Below are 18,807 nucleotides of genomic sequence, written 5' to 3' on the forward strand. Positions count from 1 at the left end.
GACCCGCCGGCGTCGCGGGGCCACGGTCGCACCGTGGGACACTGGGGGGATGGCCATGCAATCCCCCCTCCCCGTGCGCGACGGCGTCAACGCGACGCGACTGCGCCTGCCCAGGGACGGCGAATGGGACACGGTTATGGACTACGTCCTGCACCGGTTCGGCCATGTCGACCCGGACGGGATCGTCCGGCGGTTCCACGACGGCGAGGTGGTGGGGCTCGGCGGCCGTCCCCTCGACGCGCACACCCCGCTGGGCCCGCACGAGTTCCTCTGGTACTACCGGAACCTGCCGGCGGAGGAACCCATCCCGTTCACCGAAACGATCCTGCACCGGGACGACGATCTGCTGGTGGTCGACAAGCCGCATTTCCTGCCGACGACGCCGGGCGGCCGGTTCGTGCAGGAATCGGCCCTGGTCAGACTGCGCAACCGGCTGGGCCTGCCCGACCTGATTCCCATGCACCGCCTGGACCGCGCGACGGCCGGCGTCATCCTGTTCTCGACGAACCCGCGCACCCGCGGCAAGTACCAGATCCTGTTCGAGAGGCGCCAGATCCGCAAGGAATACGAGTGTGTCAGCGCGCTCCCCGGCGGTTCCGCCCACGACGGTCCCGTCGTCTTCCGGAACCGGATGGCCAAGACGAAGGGCACGCTGCTGTCCGTCGTCGAGCCCGGGACGCCGAACGCCGAGAGCCGGATCTCGCTGCTGCGCACCGGGAAGAGCGCGGGCACGCACGCGGGCACCGACGTCGGGCTGTTCCGTCTCCAGCCGCACACCGGCAAGACGCACCAGCTGCGGGTGCACATGGCCGCGCTCGGACGCGGGATCCTCAACGACGCGTTCTACCCCGTCCTGCTGGACCAGGCCCCCGACGACCATGCGCGCCCCCTGCAACTGCTCGCCCGCTCCATCGCGTTCACCGATCCGCTCTCCGGCGCGGAGGTCGAGTACCGTTCGGGGCAGACGCTTCGCGAGCGGCCGGAGTGAGCCTGGACGCCGCCCTTTCCGGAGACCTCGGATCCTGGTACTACCCGCTGACGTTCGTGCTGGTCGCGCTGGACGCGCTCCTGCCGCCGCTTCCGTCGGAACTGCTCGTGCTCGGCGCCGGCCCGCTCGCGGCCGAGGGGCACCTGCTTTTGCCCGCCGCCGCCCTGGTGGCCGCCGCGGGTTGCTGGGTCGGCGACATCGCCCTCTATCTGGTGTTCCGGCATGGCCTGACGCGCTGGTTCGACCGGTTCGCCTGGGGTCGTTGGATCCACCGCAACACCATTCGGCTGGTCAACCGCGTCGGACGGGAAACCACCTATGCCGGATTGGTGGGCGTGAGGTTCGTCTCCGGCGGTCGGACGGCCTCCGTTGCCGCCGCCGGGATCGCCGGCGTGCCGCTGGCGCCTTTCCTCGTGTTGTCGGGTGTGGGCGCCGCGCTCTGGGCGGTTTGGATGGTGTCGCTGGGTTACGCCACGGGTACGGCAACCGGACTTCCCTCTTGGGCCTCCGCCATGATCGGGATGGCATTGGGTACGCTAGTCGGTGTGGTTCTGGCGGGTTTGATGGCCCTCCACTCGCGATCGAAAGGGATGCACGGCAATGGCTGAGACGCGCGAGGGGACCTCCGCGACCTCGTCGGCGCTCGAGCGGCTCCGTTCGAGCCAGCCGGTCGGCTCCGCAACCTCCGACGCGCCCAGGGCGCCCGGATCCACCGCCGACGCTCACGCCCTTCCGCCAGAGGCGCCGCGCCCCACGGCGCCGGCGAAAAACGCGCCGCGACAGGGCAAGTCCGCCCAGGACAAGCCCGCCCGGCCCACGACCCCACCGACCCCCTCCAGGCCGCCCGCCGCGCGTCACATGGGCACGGGCCGCCCCGCCGTCGACGCGTCGGGCTCCCCCAAGCGACTCAGCGACTGGTTCGACAACCTGCACCAGCCCGACTGGGCTACGACGCGCGTCCAACTGTCCGACGCCATGGGGCGCCGCCGGGCCGCCGCGGCCGAACGCTCGCGGGAGCGCGCCGCCGCCCGCCGGGTGCGCGAACGCGCCCGCGCCGCCCAGGAAGCCGCCGACCGCGCCGCGGCGGCCGAACGCGCCGAAACGAAGCGGCTGGAGGCCGAACGGGCCGCGGCGGAACGCGCCCGCGAAGAGCTCCTGAAGCGCGAGGAAGCCGAACGGGCGGCCTCGGCCGCCCAACATGCCACCCTCGTCGAAAGAGCGCGCCAGGCGATCGAGACCTCGCACACGCTTCCACAAAGCCCCATCGACGACCTCCTCGAGGAGGAGGAACTTCCGGAGCGGCAGCCCGTCTGGGTCGAGGAGCCGGACGAGGAACCGATCTACATTCCCCCGTACAACCTCCCGTCCACGGACCCGGACCCGGCCGAGAACCGGCAGGACGCCTACCGCCGCGTAGCCGTCTCCGTGGCCGCGGCACTGACACTGTTCCTCGGATTCCCGGCACTGGGCTGGTTCGGCGGAACCACCGTCCATGCCACACCGGATTCGCCGTTCCATCCGGACGTCGCGCTGCTCTCGATCGAAGTCGATTCGTTTGCCCTCTGGGGCGTCGTCTTCCTTGCCCTCGGGGCCTTCGCCGCCTACCAGTGGCACCCCACGCAACGGTCCTCGCCCCGACAACGATCGCTCGGTTACGTCGCGGGCGGCGCCGGGGTGTTGGGCGCGCTGTGGCTGCTGGCCGCACGCAACGGCATGGTCTCGACGTCGCTGTGGATCTCCATCGTCACGACGGGTTTGCTCGTCTACGGACTGCGCATGCTCAACCTGCGCACCGCCCGGAGCCGGACGGAGCGGATCCTCGTGGACGCGCCCGTGGGCCTATACCTCGGATGGATGCTGGTGGTGGCACCCATGAATCTGGGCGTCTGGCTGACCTCGCGCGGCATCGACGTGCTGCTGCCGGCGAGCCTGTGGGGCGTGGTCGCGCTGCTCGGGGCCACGTGGGCCGCGGTGTCGTTCTGCATGTCCGAGCGCGGACGGATCGTGGTGGCCATCGGCTTCGCTTGGGGCCTCTTCTGGCTGATGATGGCCCGGTTGATCGGGCAGAACGAATCCGCCGCGGTGGCGATCATGGCGGGCCTCTGTGCGTTCATCACGCTGCTCGCGACCGAGAACCGGCGCTACCAGATCGGCCACGCCGAACGCCGCGCCGCCCGCGGCCAGCGCACCGAGTTCTAGGACTCGAGTTCTAGGACCCGCCGCCGGGGTGCCGCATCGGGCTCCAGCGTCCGCGGATCCGCCGCAGGACCACCAGCCGCTCCGTCACGGCGACGGCCTCGACGGCGGCCCGCATCCGTGCCGCCGACTCGCACGCACGCCGCGTCTCGCCGTCCCACTCGTCGTCGCCTACCGTGAAGCGCAACGTAATCCTCGGCGTCCCGGCCACGATGTCCAGCTGGTTGGCCTCGACGTGGTGCCGCGCGGCGAGGGATTCCACGGCGGCCTCCATCACCGCCTCGGGGCGGTGCCCGGGGCGTAGCGAGACGATGTTCAGCTGGGCGCGGAAGGAAGGCACCGCTCAACACTAATGGGACACTGGCTGCATGGCAGACGTCGAATCCTGGAAGCGCTGGCGCCGGAACCGCGAGGATTCCCTCGCCTCCGAATACGGCTGGCTCACGTTGACCTCCTTCCAATGGCTACCGGCCGCGCCGGGCAGGATCGATCTGTTCCCCGGCCTGTGGAGCGTCGACGGTGGCGCCGCCGTGCTGGAGGCCGCGGCGCCTGAGGGCGTAGTCGAGCACGACGGCGGTGCCTCCACGGAACCGGACGTCCCGTTGGTGGGCACGCACCACCGTTCGCTGGGCGAGGGCGAATCCCTGCTCTGGGTGCGGCGCGGCTCGACGGTCGTCGAGCTGGGGCTGCGCGATGCGCGGTACATGGTCCGCACCCGCGAGCGCCGCACCACGGCGCTCGACGATTTCGGCGGCGTCCCGACCTTTCCCCACGACGCGGCGTGGGTCGTGTCCGGCCGGTTCGAACCCGCCGACCGCCCGCGGCGCGTCGGGATCGCCACCTATCGCGACGACACGCGACTGACCGCGACGGCCGTGGGAGAAGTGGTTTTCGAGATGGAAGACCGGGAGCACCGGCTCACGGCGGTGGCCGGGGGCTCCGGTGAATTGATCTTGTCCTTCCACGACCAGACCAACGGGGTCACGACGCCGGCGTGGCGGTTCCTGACCGCCGCGCCGGCCGCTGATGGAACGGTGGTCCTCGACTTCAACCGCACACTCGACTATCCCTTTGCGTTCACTCCCCACGCGGTGTGCCCGGCACCGGTCGACGGCAACCGCCTGGACCTGTCCGTCACCGCCGGGGAGCAACTGCCCTAGCCTTACGAAACATCGCGGGTACACTGGAAGCACACCAGCCCCATGCTTCCCTGCATTCACACGGCCCCGAGCGGTCGCGACCCCAGGACGTTTATGCTTCACCGCAACCCGGTTTCCCACCTCGTCGCAGCAACGGTCGCCCTGGCGCTGGCCGCATCCGTTGCCCTACCCGCCGGGGCTCAACCCCTGGAAGCCGAACCCGCAGTGCGGGTCCCCGTAACCACGGCACCGGCCCCAGCGACCACGGAGCCCGCCCCCGATCCCTCGGAGGCCGCCCAGGCCGCCGCGTCTCTGCGCAAGGAATTGGCGGCAGCCGGCGATCCGGGGGCGGCTGAACGCGTCCGGCTCTCGGAGCAGGCCTACGCGGCGCTGGGCACCGGAGCCGCGGACGCCCACATGGGCCAGGGGCTGAAAAGGCTCGAAGAGACCGACAACCCGCAGGCTCCCACGATCGAGGAACTGGAGCGGCTCGCTGCCGCCGCGGAGGATGTCGCCGCTGGAACGGCCGCGGAACAGCCCCAAACCACGCCCACCCCGGGCACATCCGGGGTGTTCCACGCCGAAACCGCCTCCCTGCAGATCCAGGCGAACACCGAATCGCTGCGCACCTGGCGTCCGCCCGGCGTGCTGGGCGTCGACGTCTCGGGCCACCAGGGCAACGTGGACTGGAGCTACGCGTGGGGCAAGGACACCCGCTTCGCGTACGTCAAGGCCACGGAGTCGTGGGGCCCGTACGCCAACCTGTACAAGAACCCCTACTTTCCCCAGCAGTACAACGGATCGGCCAACCAGGGCATGGTGCGCGGCGCGTACCACTTCGCCAAACCCGCGCACTCCTCGGGCAGGGACCAAGCCATCGAGTTCATGGACAACGGCGGAGGCTGGTCCGCCGACGGCAAGACGCTCCCCCCGCTGCTGGACATCGAATGGAACCCGTACACCAGCACGACGTACCCCGAGGGCGAGGGCGACGCGTGCTACGGCCTGACGCCGGCCCAGATGGTGTCGTGGATCGAGGACTTCGGCAGCACCGTCGAGGAACGCACCGGTCGCCTCCCGATGATCTACACGGCCCAATCGTGGTGGGACGTGTGCACTGGCGACTCGACGGCGTTCAAGGACTGGCCGCTCCACGTCTCGCTCGTGCCGACGGCGACCAGCGTGCCGAAGAACGCGCGGGAACTCCCCGAAGGCTGGACGACGTTCAACATCTGGCAGTACACCTTCACCGCCGACCTGATCGGCAGCACACAGGAGGTCGACGGCAACGTCTGGAACGGCGACCTCGCCACGCTCAAGGATTTCGCGAACAACCGGCGGTCCACCCCCTACCGGCTGACCACGGAGTACCTGGGTGACGGCGACGTGTGGCCGACCCGACTGGCGCCCGTGCGCCTCGGAGGCGCCAACCGGTACGAGACCGCCGTCGCCATCTCCCGCAAGACGTTCCCGTCCGCCGCGCCCGCCGTCGTCGTGGCGTCCGGCAACGACTTCCCGGACGCGCTATCCGGATCCGCGTTTGCGGTGTCCAGGAACGCGCCCCTGTTGTTGACCCCGCAGGCGGGCGTGCCGTCGCAGACGTTGTCCGAGATCCGTCGACTGTCCCCGAAGGCCATCTATGTCTTGGGCGGCGGGCTGTCCGTGGGCTCCGATGCCGAACGAGAGCTCGCGGACATCGCTCCGGTGACCCGGCTCCAGGGCGGGGACCGCTACGAAACGGCCAAGGACATCTCCGACACCTGGAGCTCCGCGAACACCGTCTTCCTGGCGAGCGGACGCAACTACCCCGACGCGCTCTCGCTCGCGGCGGTGGCGGCGCGGGCCAAACAACCCCTGCTGCTGACACAGACCGACGCCCTTCCGCCGTCGACCGCCGCCGCGCTCCGGCGGCTCAAGCCCCAGGCGGTCCACATCGCCGGCGGGCCGAGCGTGGTCTCGCCGGATGTCGTCGCGGAGATCGAGGCCGCGGTGCCGGGCATTTCCGTCACGCGCAAGTACGGCGCCGACCGCTACGCGACGTCGGCGGCGATCGCCAACCACTACTTCTGGTCGGGATCGCAGCGGCAGTTCTTCACGTCCGGCGCGAACTACCCTGACGGCCTCACGGGCGCGGTCTCGGCCGCCTACAACGGCGCCCCGCTGCTGCTGACCAGGCAATCGTGCATGCCGTCCCCGGTTGCCGACGCGCTGGCGAACACGGAGGGTTGGACGAACGTCCTCCTGGGCGGCACCGGCGTCATCTCCTCCACCGGCGTCTACTCCGCGGGCGGCGAGCCGAGCGTCTGCTGACGCGCGCGGCGTCCCGGTGCCCCGCCTCCGGCGCCCGGGGCCGTCCGCGGGGCTAGCCGAAGGCCGAAATTCCCGTCACCGCGCGGCCGACGATCAGCGAGTTGATGTCGTAGGTGCCCTCGTAGGTGAAGACCGCCTCGGCATCGGCGAAGATCTTGGCCATGCGCCGGTCCGCGACGATCCCGTTGCCGCCGAGCAGCGCCCGCCCGGCCGCGACGGTCTCGCGCATCCGCAGGGTCGTGAACGATTTGGCGAGCGCCGCCTGCGGCATGTTCTCCTGCCCCACACGCTGCAGGGCCGCGAGCTGCGCCATCATCGTCAACGACGCCGTGGCGTTGCCGAGCATCTGCGCCAGGTGCTGTTGGACCAGTTGGAACGACGCCAGCGGGCGTCCGAACTGCCGCCGCCGAAGCACGTAGTCGCGCGCGACGTCGAACGCGGCCAGCTGCTGGCCGACCGCCACCCAGCCGACCATGATGCGGCTGGAGCGCAGCAGCTGGTTGGTGTCCGCGAACGAATCGATGCCGGGGAACCGGTCCAGCTCTGAAATCCGCACGTCGCGCAGCACGATGTCCGCATTCTGCACCGTGCGCAACGCGATCTTGTCCTCGATCCGCGTGGCGGTGAAACCCGGCAGCGAGGTGTCCAGGACGAACCCGCGCACTTCCCCGGTGTCGGCGTCGTTCGCCCAGAGCAGCATGTGGTCGCAGAAGGTCCCGTTGCCGATCCACCGCTTGCGTCCGTTGACGACCCATTCGTCGCCGTCGCGCCGCGCCGTCGTCTCCATGCCGCGGGCAACATCCGAGCCGTGGTCCGGTTCCGTCAGCGCGAACGCGCCGGTGGTGCGCAGGGCCGCCGCGTCCTCCAGATACAGGCTCCGCTGGCGGTCGGTGCCGAACGCGTGCAGCGACTCGACGAAGAGGTCGTGGTGGATCATGAAGAACGTGGCCAGCGACGCGTCGGCGCGCGCCAGCTCGGCGATCAGGAGGCCATGGAACAGGTGCGAATACCCGTGCCGGGTCGGCGTGCTGATGCCGAGCTCGCCGAGCCGGCCCAGCAGGTGGTGCGGGAACTCCTCCCGGCTCCACCAGCCGGAGGCGTGCGGCAGCACCTCGCGGTCCAGGAACTCGCGCACCTCGGCCAGCTTGATGCGTTCGCGCGGCGGAAGCTGCGCCTCCACGGCCAGGAAGTCGGCGTTCGGCAGTCCCGCGGCGGCCGCCGTGGCGTGAGTGTCCTCGCGCGTCACGGCGGTCACCTCGGCGCCATGCGGATGGCGCCGTCCAGCCGGATGGTTTCGCCGTTGAGCATCTGGTTCTCCACGATGTGGCCCACCAGCGCCGCGTACTCGGCTGGCTTCCCGAGCCGGGCCGGGTGCGGCACCTGCTTGCCCAGCGACTCCTGCGCCTGGGCCGGCAGTCCCGCCAGCATCGGGGTTTCGAAGATGCCGGGCGCGATCGTCACGACGCGGATGAGCTTGCCGGCCAGTTCCCGGGCGATCGGCAGCGTCATCGCGGCCACCGCCCCCTTGGACGCGGCGTAGGCGGGCTGGCCGACCTGGCCGTCGAACGCGGCGACGGAGGCCGTGTTGACCACCACGCCGCGCTCCCCGGTACCGGTCGCCGGATCCACCACCGGCTCCGTCGCGGCGATCGCCTCCGCCGCCAACCGCAGCACGTTGAACGTCCCCACGAGGTTGATCCGCACGACGCGCTCGAACGCCTCCAGCGGCAGGACGCCGTCGCGGCCCAGGACCTTGCCCGGGGTGGCGACGCCGGCGCAGTTGACGGCCACGCGCAGCGGGCCCAGCGAGGAAGCCAGTTCGACGGCGGCGCGGACCTCGCTTTCGCTGGTCACGTCGGCCGCGGCGAACCTCGCCCGGGCGCCCAGGCGTTCGGCCGCGGCGGCGCCGTCGGAGGAGGGGAGGTCGACGAGCACGACGTACGCACCGGCGTCGTACAGTGCCTTGGCCGTGGCGGCCCCCAGGCCGGACGCCCCTCCCGTCACGAGCGCGACTGACTCGGCGATCCTCATTGTGGCCTCCTGTGTGGGCATACGGTCATCGGTTAATGGTCATTAACCGAACCCAGCGTAAGTGATGATCCCCGCGGTGGCCACCACACCCAGAACAGGGAGTCCTTACCGTCACATACGCAATTTGGGTACACGCAGATGGTGTAATAGGCGCTGGTCGTGTATTTGTTGATACTGCCGTCTCGAGCTGACACGGCAAACCCAAGAAAGGCTCCTCGCATGTACCTGAAGCGTCCCGTCGTTGCGGCAGTTGCCGCGGCCGCGCTCCTTGGCCTGACCGCCTGCGGAGGTTCGACCGACCCGTCCGGTTCCAGCTCGGCGGACGGCGCCGCGGGGTCCACCGAAGACCGCATCACGCTCTACAGCGGTCGCAACGAGGGACTGGTGCAGCCGATCATCGACCGGTTCGTCGAAGAGACCGGAATCGCCGTCGACGTGCGTTACGGAAACACGGCCGCTATGGCCGCCCAGCTGCTGGAGGAGGGTGACAAGTCCCCGGCCGACATCTTCTTGGCGCAGGACGCCGGCGCGCTGGGCGCCGTGGCCGAGGCCGGACTTTTCGAGCCACTGCCCGAATCGCTACTGGAGAGCGTCCCGGCGGAGTTCCGTGACGACGACGGCGAGTGGACCGGCGTCACCGCGCGCGCCCGCGTCCTCGTCTACAACAAGGACATGGTGGAGGAAGCGGATCTCCCCGCCACCGTCGAGGAACTCAACTCCACCGAGTACGCCGGGAAGGTGGGGGTCGCGCCGTCGAATGCTTCCTTCCAGTCGTTCGTGACCGCGCTGCGCGAAATGAAGGGCGACGAAGCCGCCGAGAAGTACTTGGCGGACCTGGCCGGGAACGATCCGGCTATCCGTGACGGAAACAACCCCATCGTCGCCGATGTCAACGCCGGGAAGATCCCGTTCGGCCTCGTCAACCACTACTACCTGTACGAGTTGGCCAAGGAACAGGGCGTTGACGCCGAGGAACTCAAGGCAGCCAACCACATGTTCACCGGTGGCGACGTCGGCGCCCTAGTGAACATCTCCGGCATCGGATTGATCAAACACGCGGCCGACGACGAGGCGTCGCAGCTGTTGGAGTACTTCCTCTCCCCGGAGGGCCAGCAGTACTTCGCCGAGGAGACCAGCGAATACCCGATGCTCGAGGACGTCGCCGGCCCGAAGGGCCTGCCGGCACTGACTGAACTCGACGTTCCTGACGTTGACCTGAACAACCTCGACGACCTCGAGACGACGATCAAGATGATCACGGAAGCCGGGCTCGCCTGATCTCTCCACCAGCCGAGGTGACAGGGCGGCCGCACCCGCAGGGTGTGGCCGCCCTTCGGCGTACTTGGGGCCGGGGTTGGATGGCGCGTCACCCGGTGTTGACCGTCGGCGCCCTACTGGCCGCCGCCGTCGCACTGATCCCCGTCGTCTACTTGGTTATCCGGACCGGCGAGTACGGGCTCGACGCGCTGTTCGCGGAACTGCTGACCGAACGCGTTGGCCGCCTCACGGCAACGTCGCTCGGGCTCGTCGCCGTAGTGACCATCCTCTGCCTAGCCATAGGGGTAGGCCTCGCGGTGCTGGCGACGCGAACGAACGTGCCCGGCCGCCGGGCGCTGGCGGTGGCCGCCGCCCTGCCGCTGGCCGTACCCAGCTACGTCGCTGCCTTTGGGTGGTCGTCGCTGGCGGACCTGATCGATCCGACGTCGACTTTCGAGGGCTTCTGGGCGGCCGCGTTCGTGCTCACGCTGGTCACTTACCCCTACGTGTATCTTCCGGTGAGCGCGTCGCTCCTGTCCGTGGACACCTCTCAGGAGGAGGCCGGCCGTTCGCTGGGTCTGTCCCCGGCCCGCACGTTCTTCCGCGTCACGCTGCGGCTGGTGATGCCTGCCATGGCGGCCGGCGGGTTACTTTGCGCGCTGTATGTGCTCGCGGATTTCGGCAGCGTCTCTATCCTGCGGGTCGACACCTACACCCGCGCGATCTTTACCTCATTCAACATGGGCTTCGACCGCTTGGGCGCCGTGTCACTGTCCTCTGTTTTGCTGCTAATCACCATCTTGGTTCTGGTGGTTGAGGGACGGTTCCGGCGCACCGGCACACGCTACGCCCGCATCGGTTCCGGAGCCCGCCGCCCCCATCCGCTGCTGGCCCTCGGTGGGGCGGGACTCGTGTGGGCCGCCGGGGCATGGCTGCTGGTGGTCGTCGCCGTGGGCGGCCCACTGGGAGCGATGTTGGTCTGGAGCATCCGCGGCGTTTCGCGCCCAGGGTCCCTACAGGAGGTTGCCCAGGCCTTCGGCGGTTCACTGTCGGCCGCGGGCGGCGGCGCCCTGCTCACGACGGCGCTGGCCATTCCGCTCGGCCTGGCGATCGCCAAGTCCGGCGCGCGTTGGGCGCGTCACCTGGAGCGGGTGGTATACGTGGCGCACACGATTCCGGGAATCGTGGTGGGCCTCGCCGTCGTCTTCCTCGGTGTGAACACTCTGTACTCTCTGTACCAGACCCAATGGCTGCTGACTTTGGCCTACTGCACGCTGTTCCTGCCGCTGGCGCTCGGCCCCATCGTCGGTGCCGCCGTGCTCACGTCGGCGCACACGGAGGAGGCCGCCGTGTCCCTCGGTAGGAATCCGGTGACGGTGTTCTTCCGCGTGACGCTACCGCTCGCGTTGCCAGGGATCGCCTCCGGCGCGCTATTGGTGCTGCTGACCGCCATCAAAGAGCTTCCCGCCACGCTATTGTTGCGCCCCACCGGCATGGAGACGCTGGCGACGCGCTTGTGGACACACACGTCCGTCAACGCCTACGCCGCCGCCGCACCCTACGCCGCGTTGCTCGTCCTGCTCGCTATCGCTCCCACGTGGATTCTGGTGGCGCGCGTCTTCAAGGAGAAGAAATGAACCCTACTTCCCTCCCCCTCGACACCGGCCACGAACACCTCGCCATCACAGGTGTCTCCAAGCATTTCCCGAACACGCGCGCGCTGGATGATATTTCGCTGGGCGTTCTGCGCGGCACCACGACGGCGATCGTCGGACCTTCGGGGTCCGGGAAGACCACCCTGTTGCGGATCATCGCGGGCTTCGAGGTTCCCGACGAGGGATCGGTGCGACTCAATGACCGCGTGGTCGCCGAAGGGGCACATATGGTCCCACCACACCAGCGCAACATCGGCTTGGTCGCCCAAGACGGTGCGCTCTTTCCGCATCTGGACGTCGCAGCGAACATCGCCTTTGGGTTGAACCGGGCACGGTTTCGGGGTAGGCGTGCCAAGGACCGCGTCGTCGAACTACTGGAGATGGTCTCGCTGACAGCCGAACACGCCCGGCGCCGCCCGGACCAGCTCTCCGGCGGTCAGCAGCAGCGCGTGGCGCTGGCTCGGGCGTTGGCGCGCGAACCCGAACTGATGCTCCTCGACGAACCTTTCTCCGCCCTCGACGCGGGCCTGCGCGTCGCCACGCGGAAGGCCGTCGCACAGACACTCGCCGCCGCCGGTGTCACCACGATATTGGTCACTCACGACCAGTCGGAGGCGTTGTCCTTCGCCGACCAAGTGGCGATTCTGCGCGACGGAAAGCTGGCACAGGTGGGAGCGCCCTTCGTGGTCTACACACGGCCGTCAGATCTTGAGACGGCCCGGTTCCTCGGCGACGCGGTGATCCTCGACGCCGATGTTCGTGGATCGCTGGCGAGTTGCGCGTTGGGCCACATCCCGGTGCGGCTGCCCCCGGGCCAGGGCGCGATGAAACTGCTGTTGCGGCCGGAACAGATCCGCATCGCTGGCAGCGGAGAAATCCACGGCACCATCATCGAAACCGACTATTTCGGTCCGGATGTCACCGTCACCATCCGTCTGGACGACCGTCCCGACCACACCGGAACAGCCCAGACCATCAGCATCAGGCACTGGAATGCCGGCGTCGCACGGCCCGGCGCACAGGTCTTCCTACGGGTGGTCGGCGAGGGCGTGGCCTTTCCGCCACCCGCGGTCGGGGCCGCGTGATGCCTGTGGGGCAGAATCCGTTTCTGCTGATTTCTACCCGTGAGGACGATTCCGCCGCCGCGGACGAGCTGCGCGGGTTTTTGGAGCTGTCCGGGCTGGATGCGGGACGGCTGAAGGTGGTGCGTCTGGAGAAGGGTTCGCTCCCGGACGGCCTCGGTTCGGATGACGCGTCTCAGCGGGCCGCGGCGCTGGAGGACTACGCGGGCATCATGGTCGGCGGCAGCCCCTTCAACACGTCCGATCCGCGAGACAGGAAGTCGCCCGTGCAGCTACGGGTCGAGGCGGAACTGGGGCGCCTGCTCGACGTCGTCGTCGAACTAGACTTCCCGTTCCTTGGTGCCTGCTACGGCGTCGGCACCCTAGGCACGCACCAGGGCGCAGTCCTTGACCGCACCCACGGCGAGCCGGTGGGCACCACCGAAGTGACACTGACCGCGGCCGGTCGCCGCGACCCACTCACGGCCGGTGTGCCCGAGACCTTTACGGCGTTCGTCGGGCACAAGGAAGCCGTCGCGTCGCTCCCGGAGCACGCGGTGCTGCTCGCCGGGTCCCCCGCATGCCCGGTGCAAATGTTCAAGTTCCGCGAAAACCTGTACGCCACGCAGTTCCACCCCGAATTGGACGCCCGAGGCTTGGCCACCCGCATAGACATTTACCGTGACGCGGGATACTTTCCGTCGTCGGAAGCGGACTCGCTCACCGAATTGGCCTACCGATCCGACGTCCGCTGGCCCGGCCTGCTCCTCCGTAACTTCGTCGCCCGCTACGGCGGGGCCTAGCATCGAACCATGCTGCGACTGCGCCCCATCCGGACCACCGAACGTCTCGACGCCTGGACCCGGCTGCTGGAGGGTCTGGGGCTCGTCAAGGCCCTTGATCTAGGCCACTGGGCCGAGTTCGATTCCGCCCACGGGCGCGTGGCGCTGCAACGCAGGAGAGCCGCCGATCCGGCCGCCGGAACGACGCGCCTCGCGTTCGAGGTCGGCGACCTCGACGAGTTCGCGAGCCGCACGCGCGAGGCCGGCACCGGCGTCGTCATCAGCGAGTCCACCCGCGATCGGACCGCCGTGATCGCCGGCCCGGACGGTCTAGAAATCCTGGCCACCGCCGAAAAGCCGCGACTGGAGCCAGCTGGTCCCTCCCTACACGTCATGCCCCTCTGGATCACGCCCGACGCCGCCGGCGCGGTCAAAACCCTCCGGGACCTTGGGGCCAAGGAGTTGGCGCCTATCGGAGACATGGTGCGACTGGCCGCGAAAAACGGCGGCCGAGTAGGTGTCCGCGCAGGTTCCGTGATTGGGCTGGAGCTCTCCTTCGAGTACGACGGCGACGCGTTCCGTCTCCTGGACCGGCTCGCCGACGCGGGGGTACCGGCCAGGGTCCTCGAGGGGCCAACCGGGCTCACAGTCCACACCGCCTGCCCGGACGGCGGACCGGATCTCCGGATCATGGGGCGACCCGCCGTCGAGTAACCCAGAGCCAGTAGCGAGTAGACACAACCCATCGTGGGAATACGTGTCTAACTCCGCCGGTTGCAAAGGACGTGCCACTACTTTTCGAACCCGCGACCCTGACCACCCCCGACGGCTCCGGCCTGAGCCTGCGCAACCGGACCGCGCTGGCCCCCATGTGCCAATACTCTGTGACCGACAAGGACGGTGTCCCGCACGCGTGGCACCTGATGCACCTCGGTGCACGCGCCGCCGGCGGCTTCGGCATCGTCTACACCGAGGCCACCGCGGTGGTCCCCGAAGGGCGCATCTCGGACCAGGACACCGGCCTGTGGAACGACGCCCAGCGCGACGCCTGGACCCCCATCGTCGACTTCATCCATTCCCAAGGCGCGGCAGCGGGCATCCAGCTGGCCCACGCCGGCGGCAAGGCCTCGACCTACCCTTGGCTGCCCGAGGCAGCCGCGGCCGGCGCCCGCGGTTCCATCCCCGCGGATGACGGCGGTTGGGAGACCCTCGCGCCGTCGCCTACCGACATCCACGAACTGGCGTCCCCGCGCGCGATGACCACCTCGGACATCGCCGACTCGGTGCGTGCCTGGGCCCAGGCGGCCGAGCGCGCGGACGCTGCCGGCTTCGACGTCGTCCAGATCCACGGCGCGCACGGCTACCTCATCCACCAGTTCCTCTCGCCGCTGACCAACACCCGGACCGACGAGTACGGCGGCGGCTTCGAGAACCGGACCCGCTACGCCCGCGAGGTCATCGCGGCCGTCCGCGAGGTGTGGCCCGCCCACAAGGCGCTGGCGATCCGGCTCTCCGGTGAAGACTGGGTAGAGGGAGGCTGGCGCATCGCGGACACCGTCCGCTTCGTGCGCGAGGCGCGCGAGCTCGGCGTCACCGTGTTCGACCTCTCCAGCGGCGGGATCGGCGCGTTCCACGGTCCGTCCGGCCCCGGCTACCAGGTTCCGCTGGCCGCCGCCGTCCGGGAGGCACTGGAGGGGACCGATTCGTTCGTCACGGCCGTCGGCCTCATCGAGGACTCGGACCACGCGGAGGACGTGCTGGCCGGCGGCCACGCCGACGGCGTCAGCATCGGACGCGCCGCACTGGTCCAGCCGCATTGGCCCGCCATGGCCGCGAAGGAACTCGGACTCGGGCGGGACGACAACCCCCGTCCGGCCCAGTACTGGCGCGCAGCCTGGTAAGACCGGTGCCGTTTCGACGGAGGTAGATGCCCACCCCTCTCCTTTCGACGAAGGTAGATGCTCGTTTTCGTTCGGAAACGGACATCTACCTTCGTCGAAACGGGGACGGGGGTCGCCTACCTTCGTCGAAACGTGGAGCGCGGTGGAGCGGCGCGGCTACTCGCCGGACGGGTCCTCCACCGTGGACTTGCCAAGGAGGGTGGCCAGGAAAACGACGCCGAGACTGACGATCGCCGCCGTCAGGAACCCGGCGCGGAACCCGTCCACCTGCGCCGCGATCGGGCCCGCACCCGTGGCGGCAGAGAGTGCGGTCGACGACGCCATGATGCCCACCAGCAGGGCCGTACCGGCGGCACCGCCAAGCTGCTGCAGCGTGCTGAGCACCGCGGAGCCGTGCGAATGCAGGTGGTGCGGCAGCGGGTTCAGGCCCGTGGTGAACGCCGGGGTGAACAGGAACGCGAAGGCCAGCGACATCAGCAGGTGCATCGTCACCAACATCCAGATCGGCGTTTCAGGCGTCAGCCGCGAGTATGCGAAGAGCACCAGGGCGAGCAGAACCGATCCGGGGATCATCAGCGGGCGCGGGCCCACGCGGTCGTACATCCGGCCGACGAACGGGGCCAGCAGACCCATCAGGAGTCCCCCCGGCAGCAGCAGCAGCCCCGTGCCCAAGGTATCCAACCCGCGCACGTTCTGCAGGTAGATCGGAAGCAGGATGATGACGCCGAACAGCGCCACCATGGCCAGCACCATCAGCAACAGCGCCACGGTGAACGGACGGTAGGTGAAGGGCCGGAGGTCCAGGACGGCCCGGTCGCTGCGCTGCAAACGCAACTGCAGCAGCGTGAAGGCGGCCAGGCACAGCAGGGCCACGACCAGCGCGACGATGGCACCGGCGTCGGGCCCCTGTGCCGCGGCGCCGTCGTGTCCTCCGCCGATCCGGCTCAGGCCGTACACGAGGCCGCCGAAACCGGGAATGGACAGCAGGACGGAAGGGATGGAGAAGGGCATGTCGCCGGCGTCGGCCTTGGGATCGAGCCGGGGTGCGCCGATCAGGAGCGCGGCGACGGCGATCGGGAGCACCAGCAGGAACATGAAGCGCCACTCGAGGAACTGCAGGATCAGGCCGGAAATCGTCGGTCCCACGGCCGGGGCCACGGAAATAACAATGCTGACGTTGCCCATCATGGCGCCGCGTCGGGACGGCGGCACCAGGTTCAGGATGGTGGTCATCAGCAGCGGCAGCATGATCGCCGTGCCGCTGGCCTGGACCACGCGGGCTCCGAGCAATACCTCGAACCCGGGGGCCAAACCCGCGAGCAGCGTTCCGGCGGAAAATAGCCCCATGGCGAGGACGAAGACCCTGCGGACGGAGAACCGCTGCAGCAGATACCCGGTGGTCGGGATGACCACGGCCATCGTGAGCATAAAGGCCGTGGCGAGCCACTGCACGGTGTCCGCCGAGACGTCGAAGGCGACCATCAGCCGCGGCAGTGCCACGTTCATGATGGTCTCGTTGAGGATGACCACGAAGGAGGCGACCAGCAGCACGCCGATCGTGGTGCGGGACGAGGCCGTCAGTCTCCTCGGGTCGGCAAGCGCGGCCGCTGGGGTGGGGCTGCTCGTGTTCTGCACGGATGTTCCTGTCCGGAAAGGGACCCGCCGGTGGGCGGGTTCGAAAGGGCGGGGCTGAGGCTGGGAAGCGGCGGCCCGAGCGATTGCCCACTGCGGGACCGGGGCGGGGCCGGCGGCGGGCCGGCCGCCGTCGTTCCGCGGCAATCTAGCGTAACCCCCTGGGCGTCCGCGGTATTCCGCGGTGTTCGCTTGCGGGGCAATCCGTCCGCGGGCGGGATGGGGGCGTGCCCTGACCGCCGTGATGGGATAAACATGACGTATGAACGTGCGCACCCCCGATCCATACCCCGGCTGGCTCTCCGACGAGGACCTCTACGAGGCCCGGCAGCGCCTTCCCATCCTGTATGTGGAGGCGATCCCGGTGCGCCTGGACCCGCTGGGCTACGTCAACGAGATCGGCCTGCTGTACACGGCGGACGCAGAGGGCCAGTTCACCCGGACGCTTGTCTCCGGACGGGTGCTGTACCGCGAGACCATCCGCGCGGCGTTGGTCCGGCACATGGAGAAGGACCTCGGTCCGATGGCCATGCCACAGTTGCCCGCCAGCCCCGTGCCGTTCACGATCGCCGAGTACTTCCCCTCCCCCTCGGAGACCGGCCTCACCGACGACCGGCAGCACGCGGTCTCCCTCGCCTACATCATCCCTGTGCGCGGCGAGTGCAGCCCCCGCCAGGATGCCCTCGAGCTCACCTGGCTGAGTCCCGAGGACGCAATGAGCCCCGACGTGCAGGACGAGTTCCAGGGCGGACGCGGCAACCTGATCCGGCAGGCGCTGGCCCACGTCGGCTGGTGCCGGTAGGAGCGTCGTGGAGCAGACTCACATTAGGTCCGTACGCGCCGAGAAGGTCGCGCCCGGCAACCGTTTCATCACGCGCACGGGCGCACCGAGCCTCCCCGTCACCGGATTGCGCACCGTCCAGGACAGCTTCGGGACGCCCGCCTACATCGAGGCAACGTTGGAGAGCGGACAGACCGTCACCATCGCCTGCGGGTCGACGCTGCGCGTCCACACCACGGAGCCCCCGCCAGAGGCGACGTTGGACGAGCTCACAGTGATTCCTGTCGAGGAGGGTTCGCCCGAATCGGTGCTCATCTCAATTGCCCGTGAGTATCCGTGGGACCAGCGCGTGCTGGCGCCGGTTGCGCGGTTGAGCCGCGGATTCAACGCCAAGGCCGGCGCGCAGCTTGAAGACGTCCGCGATTTGGCCCACCTCCTGCTGGTCGAGCTCGACGACCGCACGAACGCCTGGCGCGCACTGGGCATCCTCACCGAACTGCCGTTCGACGGCAACTTCGGCCGCTGGAAGAGCATCCAGGGCGCCCTCGCCATGGCGGCTTTCCTCGCGGAGGACGACGGCGATGCGGCCTCCGCGCGGAACTACGCCGAGGCGCTGCGTGCCACGGACCACTTCGAGGAAGACCCGCTGAAGTCCAAACTGACCGCCGAGGTGCGCCAGCGCCAGATGGATTCGCCGAACCTCTTCGACCGCGAGATCCACCGTGCGGCGGCGGCCACCGACACCGCGGCGGAACACGAGTGGCGCACGCAACGACTGGACGCACTCTTCCACCTCCGTGCGCACGGAGGCTCGCGCACGCTCGACGCGGACGAGCTCGGGCGGATGATCCGTCACGAACTGGACGTCCTGCGCTCGGGCGATGCGGACCGCGGCGCCGGGGACCAGTCGAGTTCGTAGCCGAATAGGCGTGCGCGGTTGAGAGTGGTTTCTGCTGGATCAAGCCGCTTGTCGGCGCCTCGTGGCTGACCCGTAAACGAGGCTCCGCGCTCCGGCGCTCCGGCGCTTGGGCCGCCTTAGTCGGAGGTTCGTCTCGGTCGGAGGCTTTTCTGCAC

At 69.2% G+C, this 18,807-nt stretch carries 17 protein-coding genes; 13 read left to right on the top strand and 4 right to left on the bottom strand.

The window, feature by feature from the left end; translation table 11 throughout:
• Positions 1 to 55: 55 nt before the first annotated feature.
• The 3 genes from ACHAAJ_RS13750 to ACHAAJ_RS13760 are packed head-to-tail and all read left to right on the top strand — an operon-like array spanning position 56 to position 3,187.
• Positions 56 to 988 carry a pseudouridine synthase gene (locus ACHAAJ_RS13750; protein ID WP_435728754.1) on the top strand — a complete coding sequence of 311 codons (933 nt, stop codon included), beginning with the start codon at positions 56 to 58 and terminating at the stop codon, positions 986 to 988.
• On the top strand, positions 985 to 1,596 hold the full coding sequence (locus ACHAAJ_RS13755; RefSeq protein ID WP_435728755.1) for a DedA family protein: 612 nt from the start codon (positions 985 to 987) through the stop codon (positions 1,594 to 1,596). The genes ACHAAJ_RS13750 and ACHAAJ_RS13755 overlap by 4 nt, the downstream gene beginning before the upstream one ends.
• Positions 1,589 to 3,187, top strand: a complete 1,599-nt coding sequence (locus tag ACHAAJ_RS13760; RefSeq protein WP_435728756.1) for a TspO-related membrane protein — start codon at positions 1,589 to 1,591, stop codon at positions 3,185 to 3,187. The genes ACHAAJ_RS13755 and ACHAAJ_RS13760 overlap by 8 nt, the downstream gene beginning before the upstream one ends.
• Positions 3,188 to 3,197: 10 nt before the next feature.
• Here ACHAAJ_RS13760 and ACHAAJ_RS13765 read toward each other — a convergent pair whose 3' ends face one another.
• On the bottom strand, positions 3,198 to 3,524 hold the full coding sequence (locus ACHAAJ_RS13765; RefSeq protein ID WP_435728757.1) for a hypothetical protein: 327 nt from the start codon (positions 3,522 to 3,524) through the stop codon (positions 3,198 to 3,200).
• Positions 3,525 to 3,552: 28 nt separating this feature from the next.
• Here ACHAAJ_RS13765 and ACHAAJ_RS13770 point away from each other — a divergent pair, with 28 nt between their 5' ends.
• Together ACHAAJ_RS13770 and ACHAAJ_RS13775 are read left to right on the top strand one after the other, a co-directional pair.
• On the top strand, positions 3,553 to 4,344 hold the full coding sequence (locus tag ACHAAJ_RS13770; protein ID WP_435728758.1) for a DUF1684 domain-containing protein: 792 nt from the start codon (positions 3,553 to 3,555) through the stop codon (positions 4,342 to 4,344).
• Positions 4,345 to 4,437: 93 nt separating this feature from the next.
• Positions 4,438 to 6,633: a cell wall-binding repeat-containing protein gene (locus tag ACHAAJ_RS13775; protein ID WP_435728759.1), complete on the top strand. Its 2,196-nt coding sequence runs from the start codon at positions 4,438 to 4,440 to the stop codon at positions 6,631 to 6,633.
• 52 nt (positions 6,634 to 6,685) lie between these two features.
• On the opposite strand, the gene ACHAAJ_RS13780 is transcribed toward ACHAAJ_RS13775, so the two are convergent.
• On the bottom strand, positions 6,686 to 7,879 hold the full coding sequence (locus ACHAAJ_RS13780) for an acyl-CoA dehydrogenase family protein (RefSeq protein WP_435728760.1): 1,194 nt from the start codon (positions 7,877 to 7,879) through the stop codon (positions 6,686 to 6,688).
• 5 nt (positions 7,880 to 7,884) lie between these two features.
• The gene (locus ACHAAJ_RS13785) at positions 7,885 to 8,664 is read right to left on the bottom strand and encodes an SDR family NAD(P)-dependent oxidoreductase (RefSeq protein WP_435728761.1); all 780 of its coding nucleotides are present in this window, start codon (positions 8,662 to 8,664) and stop codon (positions 7,885 to 7,887) included.
• A 219-nt stretch (positions 8,665 to 8,883) separates the two neighbouring features.
• On the opposite strand from ACHAAJ_RS13785, the gene ACHAAJ_RS13790 reads away from it, so the two are divergent.
• The 6 genes from ACHAAJ_RS13790 (at position 8,884) to ACHAAJ_RS13815 (ending at position 15,320) form a co-directional block, all read left to right on the top strand.
• A complete protein-coding gene (locus tag ACHAAJ_RS13790; RefSeq protein WP_435728762.1) occupies positions 8,884 to 9,942 on the top strand; it encodes an iron ABC transporter substrate-binding protein in 1,059 nt (352 codons plus the stop codon).
• An 80-nt stretch (positions 9,943 to 10,022) separates the two neighbouring features.
• The gene (locus ACHAAJ_RS13795) at positions 10,023 to 11,558 is read left to right on the top strand and encodes an ABC transporter permease (protein ID WP_435728763.1); all 1,536 of its coding nucleotides are present in this window, start codon (positions 10,023 to 10,025) and stop codon (positions 11,556 to 11,558) included.
• Positions 11,555 to 12,661 carry an ABC transporter ATP-binding protein gene (locus ACHAAJ_RS13800; protein ID WP_435728764.1) on the top strand — a complete coding sequence of 369 codons (1,107 nt, stop codon included), beginning with the start codon at positions 11,555 to 11,557 and terminating at the stop codon, positions 12,659 to 12,661. The genes ACHAAJ_RS13795 and ACHAAJ_RS13800 overlap by 4 nt, the downstream gene beginning before the upstream one ends.
• Positions 12,661 to 13,440: a glutamine amidotransferase gene (locus ACHAAJ_RS13805; RefSeq protein WP_435728765.1), complete on the top strand. Its 780-nt coding sequence runs from the start codon at positions 12,661 to 12,663 to the stop codon at positions 13,438 to 13,440. The genes ACHAAJ_RS13800 and ACHAAJ_RS13805 overlap by 1 nt, the downstream gene beginning before the upstream one ends.
• 9 nt (positions 13,441 to 13,449) lie before the next feature.
• Positions 13,450 to 14,133: a VOC family protein gene (locus tag ACHAAJ_RS13810; protein WP_435728766.1), complete on the top strand. Its 684-nt coding sequence runs from the start codon at positions 13,450 to 13,452 to the stop codon at positions 14,131 to 14,133.
• A 71-nt stretch (positions 14,134 to 14,204) separates the two neighbouring features.
• On the top strand, positions 14,205 to 15,320 hold the full coding sequence (locus tag ACHAAJ_RS13815; RefSeq protein WP_435728767.1) for an NADH:flavin oxidoreductase/NADH oxidase: 1,116 nt from the start codon (positions 14,205 to 14,207) through the stop codon (positions 15,318 to 15,320).
• 156 nt (positions 15,321 to 15,476) lie between these two features.
• Here the strand turns inward: ACHAAJ_RS13815 and ACHAAJ_RS13820 are convergent, their stop codons facing one another.
• Complete coding sequence (locus ACHAAJ_RS13820) at positions 15,477 to 16,955, bottom strand: MDR family MFS transporter (RefSeq protein ID WP_435728768.1); 1,479 nt, start codon at positions 16,953 to 16,955, stop codon at positions 15,477 to 15,479.
• Between the two features lie 259 nt (positions 16,956 to 17,214).
• On the opposite strand from ACHAAJ_RS13820, the gene ACHAAJ_RS13825 reads away from it, so the two are divergent.
• The gene (locus tag ACHAAJ_RS13825; protein WP_435728769.1) at positions 17,215 to 17,754 is read left to right on the top strand and encodes an NUDIX hydrolase family protein; all 540 of its coding nucleotides are present in this window, start codon (positions 17,215 to 17,217) and stop codon (positions 17,752 to 17,754) included.
• Between the two features lie 7 nt (positions 17,755 to 17,761).
• Positions 17,762 to 18,652: a DUF6707 family protein gene (locus tag ACHAAJ_RS13830; RefSeq protein WP_435728770.1), complete on the top strand. Its 891-nt coding sequence runs from the start codon at positions 17,762 to 17,764 to the stop codon at positions 18,650 to 18,652.
• The last annotated feature ends 155 nt before the right edge of the window (positions 18,653 to 18,807 follow it).

The sequence above is a fragment of the Arthrobacter arnarulunnguaqae genome (genome assembly GCF_051262515.1).
In the GTDB taxonomy this organism is placed as follows: Bacteria; Actinomycetota; Actinomycetes; order Actinomycetales; family Micrococcaceae; genus Arthrobacter_N.

What these genes read in the sequence shown, in the direction of transcription:
- ACHAAJ_RS13810 (WP_435728766.1), top strand. Translation starts at nt 13,450, where the DNA reads ATGCTGCGACTGCGCCCCATCCGGACCACCGAACGTCTCGACGCCTGG.
- ACHAAJ_RS13805 (WP_435728765.1), top strand. Translation starts at nt 12,661, where the DNA reads ATGCCTGTGGGGCAGAATCCGTTTCTGCTGATTTCTACCCGTGAGGAC.
- ACHAAJ_RS13795 (WP_435728763.1), top strand. Translation starts at nt 10,023, where the DNA reads ATGGCGCGTCACCCGGTGTTGACCGTCGGCGCCCTACTGGCCGCCGCC.
- ACHAAJ_RS13785 (WP_435728761.1), bottom strand. Translation starts at nt 8,664, where the DNA reads ATGAGGATCGCCGAGTCAGTCGCGCTCGTGACGGGAGGGGCGTCCGGC.
- ACHAAJ_RS13760 (WP_435728756.1), top strand. Translation starts at nt 1,589, where the DNA reads ATGGCTGAGACGCGCGAGGGGACCTCCGCGACCTCGTCGGCGCTCGAG.
- ACHAAJ_RS13775 (WP_435728759.1), top strand. Translation starts at nt 4,438, where the DNA reads ATGCTTCACCGCAACCCGGTTTCCCACCTCGTCGCAGCAACGGTCGCC.
- ACHAAJ_RS13825 (WP_435728769.1), top strand. Translation starts at nt 17,215, where the DNA reads ATGAACGTGCGCACCCCCGATCCATACCCCGGCTGGCTCTCCGACGAG.
- ACHAAJ_RS13790 (WP_435728762.1), top strand. Translation starts at nt 8,884, where the DNA reads ATGTACCTGAAGCGTCCCGTCGTTGCGGCAGTTGCCGCGGCCGCGCTC.
- ACHAAJ_RS13750 (WP_435728754.1), top strand. Translation starts at nt 56, where the DNA reads ATGCAATCCCCCCTCCCCGTGCGCGACGGCGTCAACGCGACGCGACTG.
- ACHAAJ_RS13800 (WP_435728764.1), top strand. Translation starts at nt 11,555, where the DNA reads ATGAACCCTACTTCCCTCCCCCTCGACACCGGCCACGAACACCTCGCC.
- ACHAAJ_RS13770 (WP_435728758.1), top strand. Translation starts at nt 3,553, where the DNA reads ATGGCAGACGTCGAATCCTGGAAGCGCTGGCGCCGGAACCGCGAGGAT.